The following is a 14,568-nucleotide window of genomic DNA, read 5'->3' on the forward strand; positions in this document are numbered from 1 at the left end:
AGGCGCTTTAGCGCGCGGGTGTTTGCTGCAGCCATTGGTCCAGTTCCTCGATGGCGGCGTCGGTGGCTGCCGTGAGGGCCCGGACTCCGCCGGGAGCGTCGTTGCTGGGCGCAGGACGCTGCACGATGACATTGCGCTGCCCCACCAGCTTCTCGCCTGCGGGGGTGATTTCAAGCAGCGTGGCGCGCAGGCGGATCAGGCCGGCGCTCGTGTTGGGCGCGCTGAAGAAGTGGCTGAATTCTTCCAGGTCCAGGCGCAGCAGCAGCGGCAGCACCGCGTTCTGGCTGCGGTTGAGTGCCACGCTGGAACCGGCGCTGAACACGGCGCGGCGCTGGCCAAGCTGTTCGCGCAGGCGCTGGCGCACCAGCTGCGCGGGCGGCATGCTCCAGCGCGCCTGCGAGTACGGCCGCAGCTGCTGTGCGTCGGTATACGCCAGCCGGTACAGCACCGCCATATTGTCGAGCGCGCCGCCGGAGGTGGAAACGTCGTCAAGCGCCAGCGGCGGCAAAGGCGCCTGCCGCGTGCTGGGCTGAATGGCCAAAGGGCCAGGGCCGAAGTCATACATGGTGGCCCGCGTGGGTTTGTCGGGCAGGCCCGAGCAACCGCTGACCGCCAGCGTCATGAATATCAATGAAAAAATGGCTCCGGCCCTTGATGGACGGGCGCAAACAGCTATTGAATTCATAGCAAATGAGCAAGTTCTGAGAAAATCGAATGTCATTTTTTCTCTCCGTTGGCAGAAAAACCTGGCTCGCCCGGACCAGGCACCGGTGGACCGTTGCCGAAAATCAGCGACTGCGGGTTGTCATCTACCGCGTTGACCGTGCGGCGCAACTGACGCATGGTGCGGGCCGTTTCGTCGGCCACTTCGCCCAGCTTGGGCAGCGTGCCGGCGCTGAAGGTCTCCACCCCCGAGGCCAGCGCCGCGCCGCCTTCGGACAGCTTGTCGAGTGGCCCGCCTTTTTCGCTCAGGCGCGTGGCGGTCGCGCTGACGTCGTCGGCAGCTGTCCTGACGGATTTCAGCGCGGCCGTGGCATCGCGCGACAGGCCGGGCAGGCTCGCCACCGTAGGCTCGAGGCCTTTGGCCACGCGGTTGATGCCGCTGGCTGCTTCGCCGAGTTGCGTGATGGCGGAAGTGACCGCCGCCTGGTTCTCGTCGGACAGCAGTTTGTTCAAACGCGTGCTGGCTTGCTCGACCTGGTTGAAGATCACCTCGCTTTGCTTGAGCAGCTTGTCCAGCCCACCTGGTTTGAGTGGAATGCGCGGCGGATCGTCGTCGTTCACCACCAGCCGCTCGGCGGACTTTCCGTCGTCGTCGAGCTGGATAAAACCCAGCCCCGTGACACCTTGCGATGCCACCGTGGCAAAAGTGGATTTGGTAACGGGGGCGCTGCGGTCGATCGAGACACGGATCAGCACATTGCCCTTGACCTTGGTATCAAACCCGATGAGCTCGACCTTGCCCACCGGCACGCCGCGAAACCGTACCGGGGCCTGCGGCTGCAGCCCCGAAACAGTTTCGCTGGTGCTCATGTCGTACAGGTCGCGCTCGGTGTTGTCGCGCGTCAGCCAGATGGCAAGCAGGGCCAGCAGGGCGGTCACCACCAGCACAAATGCGCCGGCGGCCATGGCATGGGCTTTGTTTTCCATAGTGAGGCCTTTCTAGACAGTGAAAGGGTATTCGCGGAGTAGTTCCATCGCGCGCTGGCCCCTTTCGCCAAGGAAAAATTCGTGAATAAAGGGATGCGGAAATGCCACCACTTCCTTGGGCACATCGTTAACGATGACTTTTTGTTCGGCCAGCACGGCGATGCGCGTACTGAGCTCAAAGAGCGTGTCCAGGTCGTGCGTCACCATCACCACCGTGAGCTCCATGTCGCGGTGCAGCGAGCGCAGCAGCGAGACAAAACTGTCGGAGCTTTCCGGGTCCAGGCCCGCCGTGGGCTCGTCAAGCAGCAGCAACGGCGGGTCCATGATGAGGGCGCGCGCCAATGCCACGCGCTTGACCATGCCGCCCGACAGATCGCTCGGCATCTTGTCGGCCGCGTCGGGGCCCAGGCCCACCATTTGCAGCTTGACCATGGCCGCTTCGTAGACCAGTGCGCGCGGCAAGGTCTTGAGCTCACGCAGCGGGAAGGCGATGTTCTCGAGCACGGTGAAGGCCGAAAACAGCGCGCCCTGCTGGAACAGCATGCCGACGCGGCTGGCCGCTCCCCGCTTGCCAAGTTCGGCGGCCGGCCGGCCCAGCACGGTGATCTCGCCCTGGGTGGGTTTCTCCAGCCCCAGTATCTGGCGCAGCAACACCGTTTTTCCGGTGCCCGACCCGCCCACCAGCGACAACACCTCGCCCCGCTCCACCGTCAGGTCCAGGTCCTTGTGCACCACGGCCTTCTTGTCGCCGTTCTGGAACACGGTCCAGAGTTTTTTGATGTCGACGATGGGTTCGGTCATATGCCCACGTTCTTGAACAGGACAGCGAACAATGCATCGACAAGGATGACCACGGTGATCGACGTCACCACCGAGGCCGTCGTACCCTGCCCCAGGCTTTCGGTGTTGGGTTTCACACGCAGGCCGTAGTGGCAACCGACCAGCGCAATCAACACCCCGAACACAACGGATTTGGCCGTGGCCAGCGTGAGATTGGCCACGTCGACTGCGGCCGGCAGCGAATTGATGAAGTAGGACGGCGTGACGTCCATGGAAATGTCGGCGGCCAGCATGCCGCCCAGCAACGCTGCGACGGTGGTCCACACGCTGATGAGTGGCATCACCACGGCCAGCGCCAGCGCGCGCGGCATCACCAGCCGAAAGCCCCGCGCGATGCCCATGACGCGCATGGCATCGAGCTCTTCAGTGACCCGCATGACACCGATCTGCGCGGTGATGGCCGAGCCACTGCGTCCGGCAATCAAAATGGCAGCCAGCACCGGCCCGAGTTCGCGGATCAGCGAGATACCCAGGATGTTCACGATGAAGGCGTCGGCGCCGAACTGGCGCAGTTGCTGCGAAATCAGGTAGGCCAGCACCACGCCAATCAAAAATCCCACCAGCGCGGTGATGGGCAAGGCGGTGGCGCCGATATGAAACAGGTGGCCCGACAGGTCACGCCAGGGACCTTCCTGCGGGTGCCTGAAAAGCCGGATGATGTCGAGCAGCAGCTGGCCGATCAGGCGGACCAGGCCCTTGAGGTGGTCGACCAGACGCAGCACCCTTGTGCCGAGCAGGATAAAGGGCCCGGTCCAGTCGGGCTTGCGGGGTTTCGGCGGATCCGCACTGAATTTGGCGACGGTTTCCAGCACCGCGCGCTGGCTCGCATGCACCTGCAATTGCGCGGGCCAGTCGCGCCCCCAATGGTTCCACAGCACCTGCGCACCCAGGTGGTCAAGCTTTTCGAGCGGTTCCAGATTCCAGCCGGCGGATTGGGCTGCGCCGCCCTGCAGGGCTTGCAGTTGCGCAGTCAGACCTTGCCAGACCTCCTGTGCGGTGAGGTCGGCGGCTGTCCAGGCACCGCGAACGACAAACAGCCGGCCTTGCGGCGTGTCCTGCTGTTCGATGCGGGGCGTGGCTTCTTCCATATGCATTCGGTTAAGGCGTCCGGTAGTGCCCGGCGCTTGCCGGCAGTCTGCAATGACGGGCGGCGCCCGATTTGCAAAACAGTCATGGTAACTGCAGGAAACACAAATACACAGCCCAAAAACGCGCTATCGCCTTGGTCCTACAACCCGCCGGGACCCTGTGCCGGAAGGAAAGGCCAGCGGGTAATCCCCGCCGCAGGGATGGCGCCGTTTTTGCCACAATCGAACCACTGCCGCGCGGTCAGCCTCGCGTTAGGCTGGGATGGCAGGATGGGAGCGCTGCAGCGCAGGAACACTGCCAAAACAGCACAGCCCCCGCCCCTCAAAAACACATGGCTGAAAGCCAAGAGACAAAACATCCATGCAAGACGACAGCCAGGTTTTTGACTACATCATCGTCGGCGCCGGAACCGCAGGTTGCCTGCTGGCCAACCGGCTGAGCGCCGATGCGTCCAAGCGTGTCTTGCTCATTGAGGCTGGCCGCAAGGACGACTACCACTGGATCCACATCCCCGTAGGCTACCTGCATTGCATCGGCAACCCGCGCACCGACTGGCTCTACAACACCGAGCCGGACGCCGGCCTCAACGGGCGGGCACTGCGCTACCCTCGCGGCAAGACGCTGGGCGGCTGCTCCAGCATCAACGGCATGATCTACATGCGTGGCCAGGCACGCGACTACGACCAGTGGGCCCAGCTGACGGGCGACATGGCCTGGCGATGGGACAACGCGTTGCCGCATTTCAAGCTGCACGAAGACCACCACAAGGGTGCCGACGCGATGCACGGTGCGCGCGGCGTGGCACCCGAGCTCATGCAGGACAAAAGCCAGCCCTACCAGAAGCTGCTGCGCCACCACAATTCGGGCGGCGAATGGCGCGTCGAGAAACAGCGCCTGCGCTGGGACATCCTCGATGCATTTGCCGAAGCGGCGCAACAAGCCGGGATCCCGGCAACCTCCGATTTCAACCGGGGCGACAACGAGGGCGTCGGCTACTTTGAGGTCAACCAGAAAAAAGGCTGGCGCTGGAACACCGCCAAGGCCTTTCTGCGTCCCGCCTGCTATGCCCGCCCCAATTTTGAGCTGTGGAACAACGCCCAGGTGTGCAAGCTGGTGGTTCAAACGCAGGCCGATGGCAGCCAGCGCTGCACCGGCGTGGAAGTGTGGGCCGGCGACGAGCGGGTGACGGCGCATTCGACACGCGACTCGGGGCATATGGGAGAGGTCATTTTGTGCGCAGGCAGCATCGGCTCGCCGCAAATCCTGCAGCTTTCAGGCATTGGCCCGGCCAGCCTGCTGCAACAGCATGGCATTCCTGTGCTGCAGGACCTGCCCGGCGTGGGCGCCAACCTGCAGGACCACTTGCAGATCCGTTCGGTCTACAAGGTGCACGGTGACCAGCGCTGGGGGCTGTCGCTCAACACCATGGCCAGCACGCTGTGGGGCAAGGCCCGCATCGGCCTGGAGTACGCGTTGAAGCAGACCGGCCCGATGAGCATGGCACCGTCGCAACTGGGCGCCTTCACTCGCTCATCGCCCGACCAGCCTTACCCCAACATCGAATACCACGTGCAGCCGCTGTCGCTGGACGCTTTCGGCGAGCCGCTGCACAGCTTCAACGCTTTTACCGCCAGCGTATGCAACCTCAACCCGACCAGCCGCGGTACCGTGCACATCAAGAGCAACCGCTTTGAGGATGCACCGGCGATTTCCCCCAACTACCTGAGCACGGCCGAAGACCGGCAGGTGGCAGCCGACTCCCTGCGCGTGACCCGCAACATCGTCGGCCAGGACGCGCTGGCCAAATACAAACCCGAAGAATTCAAGCCCGGCGTGCAGTTCCAGACGGACGAAGAACTCACACGGCTGGCGGGCGACATTGCCACCACCATCTTCCACCCGGTGGGCACGACCAAAATGGGCAAGGAAGACGACCCCATGGCGGTGGTGGACTCGCACCTTCGGGTGCGCGGCATTCGCGGCCTGCGCGTGGTGGATGCCGGTGTGATGCCGCTGATCACCAGCGGCAACACCAATTCGCCCACGCTCATGATTGCGGAGAAAGCCGCCGCGTGGATTCAGGCCGGCATTTGAAGGCCGCGCCGTGCCGAAGCTGCCCGCAAGCCTCCGGCAGAACCGCCCATTCGCCACAGATCAAAGATAGATTTTTTGCAGAAGACGCACCAGCGTCTTTTTTTCGGCCGCACTCAGCCGCTCGGTGGCGTCTGATTCGAGGCTGGTGGCAGTGCGCTCGGCCTCCCGCATCAGCGCCTCGCCTGCCTCGGTGAGGTACAGGCCCACAGCACGGCCGTCCTGCGGGTGCGGCTTGCGGTGAACGAGCTCGCGCTTTTCCAGCGTGCCGATTTTCCCGACCAGGTTGGGCGGCAAGATGCTCAGCGCACTGCACAGCTGGCGCGAGGTGATGCCCGGGTTGTGCGTGATCAGCGACAGGATGGAAAAATCCACGTGACGGAGGTCATACACCGCCATCCGTTTCATGAACAGTTCAATGACCTTGAGTGACGCACGCGTGGCGTTGTAGCCAATCAGGGTTTCAAGGTAGGAGGTATCGACTTCTTCGACAGCGGGCGCTGGTTTGAGGGACGCTGGCATAGGTGGTCAGGAAGCTTTCGTCATCGGGCAATACGGGCCGCCGCACGGCATGCGGCCAGTCCAGCCCCGATTATGCCAAGCGGTGCCGATCCATGACGGTGCCTCAGGGCGCCCGGTATCAGTCATCGGCACCGCGTTCTGATCAGGACTCGGCGGTAAAGCCGATTTTCTTGATCAGCGGTCCCCAGCGATCGAGTTCGCGCTTCTGGCTGGTGGCCATGTCCTCTGCCGTGCCGCCGTAGGGAATCAGCCCCACCACCGTCAGCGAATCAATGACGGATTTGTCCTTGATGGCGGCGTTGATGGCGGCGTTGGCGGAGGCGATCACACCGGCCGGCGTTTTGGCCGGCGCATAAAAGCCGAACCATTCCTCCACGGTCAGGTCGGCAAAACCCTGCTCGGCGAAGGTCGGAACTTCCGGCACGAAGGGTGAGCGCTGCTTGCCGGACGTTGCCAGGATGCGCAGCTTGCCTGCCTTGTGGTTGGGGATGAAGTCGCCGTGCGGCGTCACCATCGCGGCGAGCTGGCCGCCCACCACATCGGTCACACCCGGCACGGAACCGCGGTATGGCACGTGCTTGAGTTCCACCTGGTTGTTCAGGCCCAGCAGCGCGCCGATAAAGTGCGGGGTGGATCCGGCAGCGGGTGAGCCATAACTCGCATCCTTCGGGTTGGCCCGGGCCCATACCAGGAAGTCCTGAACCGTCTTCACCGAAGCGGGCACCAGCGGCCCGACCGCCAGCCCATGGTGGATCATGGAAGCAGTGCCCACGGTCACAAAATCGGCGAACGGGTCATAGGCCAGCTTTTTGTAGATGTGCGGGTACAGCGACATGCAGGAAAACGGCGACATGGCGATGACGGAGCCGTCCGCCGGCGCCATCTTCAGCGTCTCCAGCGCGATGCGGCCGCCGGCGCCGGCCTTGGTGTCCACGATGGCGTTGTTTTTGGAATAGGCGGTGCCGCCCATCCGGTCGCCGACGCGGCGCGCGCAGATGTCGCCCGCACTGCCGGCGGGGAATCCGTAGATGATCTTGACCTGCTCCAGCGGGCTCGCATGGGCAGAGAACGGGGCGAAGCCGGCGGCTGCGGTGAGCGTTGCGGCTGCCTGCACAAAATGACGGCGTGTTTGCATGAAATGTCTCCTTTTTTAATGATGTCCAACGGGTCGAAAAAACAAAACCGAAATCAAAAACTGAAAGGCGGAAACAAAAGCGTCAGCTGCACAGGGCCCGAATGTCTTGCGGCACGGCAATGGCCTTGATGCGCTCAGGATTCTCCGGACGGCGGATGCAGAAGGCCCGGGTTTCACGGCCTTCGCAAATCAGGTCGTCACCACGTTTGATCACATGCTTCTGGATGAATACCTTGTCGCGCCACTCCTCAATGCTGGTGTGGATCTGCAGCGTCTCGCCATAGACGGCGGGCTGGCTGAACCGCGTGTTGATCTCCAGCAGCGGCGTGCCGATGATGCCGGTGGTTTTGACAAGCTCACGCCAGGTTGGCACGCCGCACTTGACAAAAAAGTTCAGCGACGAGGCGTCCATCCACCGCGAGAAATTGGGGAAAAACACGATCCCTGCAGGGTCGCAGTCGCCAAACGCGACGAGGACTTCATAAACAACAGTCTTGCTCATGCTGTTCACCTTGGCGCCATGCGCAATGCGCCATCCAGCCGGATGACTTCGCCGTTGAGATGATCGTTGGCCACGATGTGCGCGGCTAGCTGGGCAAACTCTTCGGGCTTGCCCAGCCGCTGGGGGAAAGGAATGCTGGCGGCCAGCGAGGCCTGCACCGCCTCGGGCAATTGCTGCATCAGCGGCGTTGCGAACAGGCCCGGCGCCACCGTGCAGACGCGGATGCCGTGCTGCGCGAGGTCGCGCGCCATCGGCAGCGTCATGCCGACCAGGCCGCCCTTGGAGGCGCTGTAAGCCTGCTGGCCCACCTGGCCGTCAAATGCCGCCACCGAGGCCGTGAACATCATGACGCCGCGCTGGCCGTCTTCCAGCACGGGCAGTTTGGCGCAGGCGGCCGCAAACAGGCGGCTGGCGTTGTAGGTGCCCACCAGGTTGATGGTGACGACTTTGGCAAAGTCTTCGAGCGGCGCAGGGCTGCCGTCTTTGGCCACCACGCGCTTGGCCGAGCCGATGCCGGCGATGTTCATCAGGATGCGGGCAGGGCCATGCGCGGCTGCGGCCTTTTCCAGCGCGGCCGCCAGGCTGGCGCTGTCGGTGATGTCGCACTGGCACGCCACTGCGGCACCGCTCCCCTGCGCAGCGCAAATGTCGGCAGCGACTTTTTCCGCACCGGCGAGATTCACATCCAGCACGGCAACCCTGGCGCCCAGGCGTGCCAGCTCGCGGGCAGTGGCTTCGCCCAGCCCTGAGCCGCCTCCGGTTACCAGCGCCGCAAGTCCTTCAATCTTCATGCCTTGTCTCCAGATCTGTTGCTATTATTTTTATAGCTGGTTGCGCCCGTCCGCTGAGCGCTGCAGCCACTATTTGCTCAAGAAATTCCGCCGCCCCCGGGGTTTTCAAGCAGCAGGGCAATGCCCTGCCCGCCGCCCACGCATGCGGATGCAATGCCGTAACGCACACCCGCGCGTTGCATTTCACGCGCGACGGTAACCGTCAGGCGGACACCGGTGACCGCCAGAGGATGACCCATCGCGATGGCGCCGCCATTGACATTGAGCTTGCGCAGATCGAGGTTCAGTTCACGCGCCACCGCCAGCGTTTGCGCGCCTTGGGCTTCGTTGATCTCGAAGCGGCCGATCTGGTCCAGCGTCAGGCCGCAGCGCGCCAGCAGCAGGCGGATCGCCGGCGCGGGGCCTATGCCCATGATTTCGGGCGGCACCCCCACCACCGCGGCAGCCACGACACGTGCCAGCGGTTTTTTTCCATGCGCTTTCGCGTATTCGCCCGAAGCCACCACTGCAGCAGCGGCCGCATCCACCAGCGCTGCGCTGTTGCCGCCGGTCTGCACCCCGCCGGCGTGAACCACCCGGAGTTTGGCCAGCACCTCGACAGGAGACAAGCGTGCGTGGGTGTCCTGTGCGACTTCCGTGACTTTGCCCTGCAGGCGTATGCCGCGCGCGGCGTAGCCGGCGAGTTCAAATTCTTCCGTGACCACCGGCACAATTTCACCGGCGTGAAAACCTGCCTCGCGGGCCGCCACGGCTTTGGCAAACGAGCTGGAGGCAAATTCATCGACGGCTTCCCGCGTGATGCCGTATTTTTTTGCAAGGTTTTCCGCGGTCTGGATCATGTCGATGCCGGCGGCGGAGTCCTTCAGGGCCTCCCACATGAAGTCCTTGAAGCCGACGGGTGCGCCCAGCTTGAAACCCGTACGGTGTTCGAAGGCGGCGATCGGGTTGCGCGTCATGCTCTCGGCGCCGACGACCAGCGCCACGCTGGCGGCACCGCTCTGGATCTGCTCGCCGGCCTGCCGGAACAATTCAAAGCCGGTGCCGCAGATGCGCTGCACCATGATGGCCGGCACCTCCACAGGCACCCCGGCGTAAAGGCCGATATGGCGTGGCAGCATGAACTGCTCAAAATCGCCCGGCGCCATGTTGCCGGCAATCACCGAATCGATATCGCTGCCACTGACACCGGAGCGCTGGAGCACGGCCCTTGCGGCCTTGATGCCGAGGTCGGTGGGCGATATATGGCCAATGGCGCCGCAGTAGTCGACCATGGGCGTGCGGATGCCGTCGAGCATCCAGACGTCTTCGAAAGCGGAGAAAAATCCTTTGGATGGCATGGTGCTTGTGCGTTGGGTTTTATGGTGCGGGTTTGACGATGGGGTGCGCCGTGTCGTCGTGCAGGGCGGCCACCAGGGCTTCACGGTGCGTCAGCACGGCGCGCTGGTTGATGGAGCCTTTGTCGGTGACCTCACCCTTGTCGAATGAGGGCGGCTCGTGCATCAGGTGCAAGCGCCGGATGCAGCTGGCGCTGCCGGTGGCACCCTCTGCGAGCGTGTTCATCATCTCCTGAAAGTGCGCTACCACCTTCGGGCTTTCGACGGCCTGGCGCAGCGGCGCGTCGGGCGGCAGTCCTGCCAGCGTCCGCACGGCGGGTGTCGGAAACACCAGCGCGCCCACTTCCTTGAGGTTGATGCCGGTGAGTACCACGTCCTGCACGTAAGGCGCTCCCGCAGCGACGATCTTTGCGCGCAGCGGACCCACACTGACAAAGGTGCCCGTGGCCAGCTTGAAGTCCTCGGCGATGCGCCCGTCGAACTTGAGCCCGAGGTGAATGTTGCCCTCGTCAATCCATTTGACGGCGTCGCCGGTACAAAAAAAGCCCTCTTCGTCAAAGGCTGCTGCCGTCTCCTGCGGTGCGCGCCAATAACCGGGCGTGATGTTGGGACCCTTGTAGCGCACCTCGGTCTTGCCGTCGGTGTCCACCAGCTTGAGCTCAATGCCGGGCGCAGGTACTCCGAGGTCGCCGGCTTTCACGTTGGGGTTGGTCACGAAGATGGCAAACGGCGCGGACTCGGTCATGCCCAGGCCGGTGGCCATGACAATGCGCTCGCCCACTTCCTTTTCCTCGGACTCGTACAGGCTGTCCCACACGGGCTGGGCCAGCGCGGCGCCGGCATAAAAGAACATCTTCACGCGCGACAGCAGCTTGCGCCGCAGCTCCGCGTCCGTTTTCATGGCATGGGCGATGGCCTCGAAACCGGTGGGCACGTTGAAGTAGACCGTGGGGGCAATCTCACGCAGGTTGCGCAGGGTTTCGTGCATCAGCGCCGGGGTCGGTTTGCCGTCGTCGATGTAGAGCGTTCCGCCATGGAAGACCACCATGCCGAAATTGTGGTTGCCGCCGAAGGTGTGGTTCCAGGGCAGCCAGTCGACCAGCACCGGCGGCTCGTCCTGCAGCACCGGCATGGATTGCGCCATTTGCTGCTGGTTGGCACACCACATGCGCTGGGTATTGATCACCGCCTTGGGCATCTTGGTGGAGCCGCTGGTGAACAGGAATTTCACGATCGTGTCCGGCCCCGTGGCCTGCATGGCGCGGTCTACGGCCTCCGTGGCCTGCGTGGCAGCCAGTTCGGCAAACGCCGTGGTGGCGCGCCCTTCGACCTGCCCGGTAGCCAGGACCACCTCGACGTCGTCGCCAATGGCTGCGCTGATGGCCCTGGCGTAGCGCGCGCCGTCGGCGGCAAACACCAGGCCCGGCGTCACGGTCTTGAGCACGTGGCGCAGCTTGTCGTAGTCCTGGCTGACCAGGCTATAGGGTGGAGACGTCGGCACAAAAGGCACGCCGGCCAGCATGCAGCCCAGCGCCAGCAACGCATGCTCCAGGTCGTTTTCCGACAGGATGACCACAGGGCGTTCGGCGCTCAGGCCCCGGTCGACCAGCGCCTGTGCGATGTTGCGGGCCGAGACCCAGGCTTCGGCATAGGTCACATGCCGCCAGTCGCCTGTTTTGCCATCAGCCAGCTTTTCACGCCGCGCCATGAAGCTGCGGCCTGGGACCGCCTGCGCCCAGTGCTGCAGGCGGTCGGTGATACGGGTCGGGAAGGCTTGCAGGGCCTGGTCTGCCCGCAGATAGTGCACACCGGGTGCGCCGTCGCGCAAAACCACACGGGTCACGCCAAAGGCCATGGGACGAAATTTCGGGGCGCTCATGGTTGTCTCTTCTGTCATTTTTCTTGATATCTTTTGCCTGCCTGCCCGCCTGGTTTGATCAGGTTTTCTGGACCTTGCGGGCCTTGCCGTCCAGGAAGTCCTTCACGCGGCTCTTGGCTTCGGGTGCGCTTTGCGCCACTGCGGCCATCAGGGCCTCGGTGAAGAACCCCTGGTCTGCCGGTTGCTCGGCAATGCGCGGCAACGCATGCATGAGGGCGTAGTTGGTCAGCGGTGCGTTTTCTGCCACGCGCGTGGCCAGTTCAAGGGCCTTGGTGAAGGCCTGGCCCTCGGGCACCAGGTATTGCGCGATGCCTATGCGCTCACCGTCCACCGCGTTGTAGACACGGCCGGTCAGCATCATGTCGGTCATCCGTGCGGCGCCGATCAGCCGCGGGATGCGCACCGCACCGCCACCACCGACAAAGATGCCGCGCGAGCCTTCGGGTAGCGCGTAGAAAGCGCTTTCGTCGGCAACCCGGATATGGCAGGCACTTGCCAGCTCCAGGCCGCCGCCGACCACGGCACCGTGCAGGGCCGCGATCACGGGCACCGGGCCGTACTGCACCCGCTCCAGCGCTGCATGCCACATGCGCGAATGGTGCAGGCCCTGGCTGGCGTCACGCTCCTTGAGTTCGCTCAGGTCCAGGCCCGCGCAGAAGTGGTCACCCTCGCCGCAAAGCACGGCGGCTTTTGTTTCGGAAGGGAGGTTTTCGAACAGGTTACGCAGTGCCAGGATCAGGGCATCACCCAGGGCGTTGCGTTTGGCGGGGCGCGCCAGGCGGACCACGGCGACATTGCCGTGCATTTCGAGATGAAGGTATTTTGGGGTCATGTGAAGTGTGTTTCCGGAAGCCAATTATGGTTATGAATAATAACTATTACAACGTGATTAAGCCTTTTTTTTCTAGTGAAAACCCTAGGGCGTACCAAGGCATGTTTGCGCGGCGGATCCACCCGCCCGCAAGGCAATCCGCAGAAGGAAAACCTGGATGAAGGATGGCTTTCCCCGCAGGGGATGAAGGAAATTGTGTCGCCCGGCAGACGGCGATTCGGCACACCGGGGGTGTGCCACTGCTGACGCTGGTGCGCTGGTGGTCAGTCAGCCGCGGCGCTGCGTCCCAGCCTGGGGCCGGCAACAGCCGGCAAAAGCCTGGCTCAAATATTGAGCCACTTCAGCAGCTCGCGCATGCGGGCTTCCGACGTGGTGTCGAACTGCTCGATGCCGATGCGCTTGAGCACGTCCTTGCCGGCATCGCTGGCGGGCAGCGCCAGCAATTCCTCCTGGATCGCCTTGAGCTGTTCGGGCTTGACGCGTTTATGGGCCACCAGCGGAAAGTAGGGCTGCGCCACGCTCTTGTGCAGGATGCGGCCGCCGTCTTTTTCCCATTTCCTGCCGATGCCCGAGTAGGAAGCAACACCGCCCACATCGGCAAACTTGTTGTCCAGGTAGAACCCGACGGCAGCCTGTTCGCGCACGAACTGCACGTTTTCCTTGTCCACCAGGATGCCTTTGTCCCTGAGCTCTGCGGCACAGAAGCGGGACATATAGGCAATCTGCTCGGGCAAGGCAATCCGCTTGCCCTTGACGTCGTCGATGGTCTTGAGGGCCGAACCCTTGGGCGCAATGATGAAGCACTGCCCATCGGGCTTGGTGCTGGCGATATAGCTGTAGCCGTAGTCGCGCATGCCGCGCGCCGGGTAGTCGCTCGGGCGTGCCATCACCAGGTCGAAGCGGCCGGTCTGCATGCCTTCTTCCAGCTGCTTGAACTCGCGCGCAAACACCACGCTGACCTTGGCCTTCATGGCCTTGCCGATCACCTCGGCCAGCCCCTGGTATTTGGCAATCACCTGGGCGTGGTCGAGGCCGCCCGAAGTGCCTTCGCTGATGCCCAGTATCAGCTGCTGGGCCTGAGCACTTGCAGTGCCCATACAAAACTGGCTGAACCCCAACACCAGGGTCCCTAACATCCATCTCCTCAGCATAAGCCTCTCCTTATATATAAAGCTCACGCATGCTACTGCGTGTGTCCGGCGCTGGCTAGCGCAATTTACCCCTGTCAACTTTTTCCACCATCCTCATGACATGGTGGGTGCCCGCCTGCATTTGCACCCCGATGACACAATCGGAAAATGCCGCAGACCACCACCGCAGAACCGGCTTTGCCGGGCTGCAGGTGTTGCCACTCTGAGGGGGGTTCCGGCTACACGCAGTGAGCCGAGACAGGGGGCTACAAGTTATCGCAGGCCCTTCACATAGCGCGGCGCGTTCGGGTCGCGCTGGCGGCGCTCCCGCGGCGACTCGCCCTCGCCGAAGATGGCACCGAATGTCGACTCGATAAAGCCGGATTCAGGATAGACCTCTTCCTCGGTATCGATGGACCGGGCGCTCTGGCGGTCGGGCACAGGCGCCGGGGCAAGCACCGGCTGGCTGCGGTCCTTCACCACCTCGGTCACCAACTGCACCAGCGGCACGCGTGCCTTGGGCTCGGGCGTGGCCATGATTTCTTCCAGCCGGTCGGCCCACACCGCAAGGTCCACGTGGCCGTCTTCGGCGGCCTTTTCCCGCGCAAACCGCGCTATTTCGGCGGCGTATTCCTGGTTGCCGGCCATCCACTCGGTGTCGGTCACGCGGCCGGTTTTGCGGCGCAACAGCACATGCAGGTGGGCCGCAATGGCGATTTTTTCACTGGAAGGCATGGTGCGCTGTCCTTGAAATTGGAATCCCGTTGTCAATC

General features: G+C 63.5%; 14 protein-coding genes. 1 reads left to right on the forward strand and 13 read right to left on the reverse strand.

The window, feature by feature from the left end:
- Nucleotides 1–7: 7 nt before the first annotated feature.
- The 4 genes from AC1D11_RS19835 to AC1D11_RS19850 form a co-directional block, all read right to left on the reverse strand.
- Nucleotides 8–622, reverse strand: coding sequence for an ABC-type transport auxiliary lipoprotein family protein (locus AC1D11_RS19835; RefSeq protein ID WP_477647964.1), 615 nt, complete (start codon nt 620–622; stop codon nt 8–10).
- Nucleotides 623–717: 95 nt separating this feature from the next.
- Nucleotides 718–1,650, reverse strand: coding sequence for an MlaD family protein (locus AC1D11_RS19840; RefSeq protein ID WP_477647963.1), 933 nt, complete (start codon nt 1,648–1,650; stop codon nt 718–720).
- A gap of 12 nt (nt 1,651–1,662) precedes the next feature.
- Nucleotides 1,663–2,451 (reverse strand): ABC transporter ATP-binding protein, encoded by a 789-nt coding sequence (locus AC1D11_RS19845; protein WP_477647962.1) that lies wholly within the window; start codon nt 2,449–2,451, stop codon nt 1,663–1,665.
- Nucleotides 2,448–3,578 carry an MlaE family ABC transporter permease gene (locus AC1D11_RS19850; RefSeq protein WP_477647984.1) on the reverse strand — a complete coding sequence of 377 codons (1,131 nt, stop codon included), beginning with the start codon at nt 3,576–3,578 and terminating at the stop codon, nt 2,448–2,450. The genes AC1D11_RS19845 and AC1D11_RS19850 overlap by 4 nt, the downstream gene beginning before the upstream one ends.
- 361 nt (nt 3,579–3,939) lie before the next feature.
- Between AC1D11_RS19850 and AC1D11_RS19855 the strand changes: the two genes are divergently transcribed.
- Nucleotides 3,940–5,673 carry a GMC family oxidoreductase gene (locus AC1D11_RS19855; protein WP_477647961.1) on the forward strand — a complete coding sequence of 578 codons (1,734 nt, stop codon included), beginning with the start codon at nt 3,940–3,942 and terminating at the stop codon, nt 5,671–5,673.
- 60 nt (nt 5,674–5,733) lie between these two features.
- On the opposite strand, the gene AC1D11_RS19860 is transcribed toward AC1D11_RS19855, so the two are convergent.
- The 9 genes from AC1D11_RS19860 to AC1D11_RS19900 form a co-directional block, all read right to left on the reverse strand.
- Complete coding sequence (locus AC1D11_RS19860; RefSeq protein ID WP_457281691.1) at nt 5,734–6,192, reverse strand: MarR family winged helix-turn-helix transcriptional regulator; 459 nt, start codon at nt 6,190–6,192, stop codon at nt 5,734–5,736.
- A 142-nt stretch (nt 6,193–6,334) separates the two neighbouring features.
- Complete coding sequence (locus AC1D11_RS19865) at nt 6,335–7,327, reverse strand: Bug family tripartite tricarboxylate transporter substrate binding protein (RefSeq protein WP_477647960.1); 993 nt, start codon at nt 7,325–7,327, stop codon at nt 6,335–6,337.
- Between the two features lie 82 nt (nt 7,328–7,409).
- Nucleotides 7,410–7,829 carry an acyl-CoA thioesterase gene (locus AC1D11_RS19870; RefSeq protein ID WP_477647959.1) on the reverse strand — a complete coding sequence of 140 codons (420 nt, stop codon included), beginning with the start codon at nt 7,827–7,829 and terminating at the stop codon, nt 7,410–7,412.
- Between the two features lie 5 nt (nt 7,830–7,834).
- Nucleotides 7,835–8,620 carry an SDR family NAD(P)-dependent oxidoreductase gene (locus AC1D11_RS19875; RefSeq protein WP_477647958.1) on the reverse strand — a complete coding sequence of 262 codons (786 nt, stop codon included), beginning with the start codon at nt 8,618–8,620 and terminating at the stop codon, nt 7,835–7,837.
- A 77-nt stretch (nt 8,621–8,697) separates the two neighbouring features.
- Nucleotides 8,698–9,957, reverse strand: coding sequence for a thiolase family protein (locus AC1D11_RS19880; protein ID WP_477647957.1), 1,260 nt, complete (start codon nt 9,955–9,957; stop codon nt 8,698–8,700).
- Nucleotides 9,958–9,976: 19 nt separating this feature from the next.
- Nucleotides 9,977–11,833 carry a feruloyl-CoA synthase gene (locus tag AC1D11_RS19885; protein WP_477647956.1) on the reverse strand — a complete coding sequence of 619 codons (1,857 nt, stop codon included), beginning with the start codon at nt 11,831–11,833 and terminating at the stop codon, nt 9,977–9,979.
- A 58-nt stretch (nt 11,834–11,891) separates the two neighbouring features.
- The gene (locus tag AC1D11_RS19890; RefSeq protein WP_477647955.1) at nt 11,892–12,665 is read right to left on the reverse strand and encodes a crotonase/enoyl-CoA hydratase family protein; all 774 of its coding nucleotides are present in this window, start codon (nt 12,663–12,665) and stop codon (nt 11,892–11,894) included.
- Between the two features lie 323 nt (nt 12,666–12,988).
- Complete coding sequence (locus AC1D11_RS19895) at nt 12,989–13,762, reverse strand: phosphate/phosphite/phosphonate ABC transporter substrate-binding protein (RefSeq protein ID WP_477647954.1); 774 nt, start codon at nt 13,760–13,762, stop codon at nt 12,989–12,991.
- 306 nt (nt 13,763–14,068) lie between these two features.
- Nucleotides 14,069–14,530 (reverse strand): hypothetical protein, encoded by a 462-nt coding sequence (locus tag AC1D11_RS19900; protein ID WP_477647953.1) that lies wholly within the window; start codon nt 14,528–14,530, stop codon nt 14,069–14,071.
- Nucleotides 14,531–14,568: the final 38 nt, after the last annotated feature.

The organism is Polaromonas sp. P1_E11 (assembly GCF_056405995.1).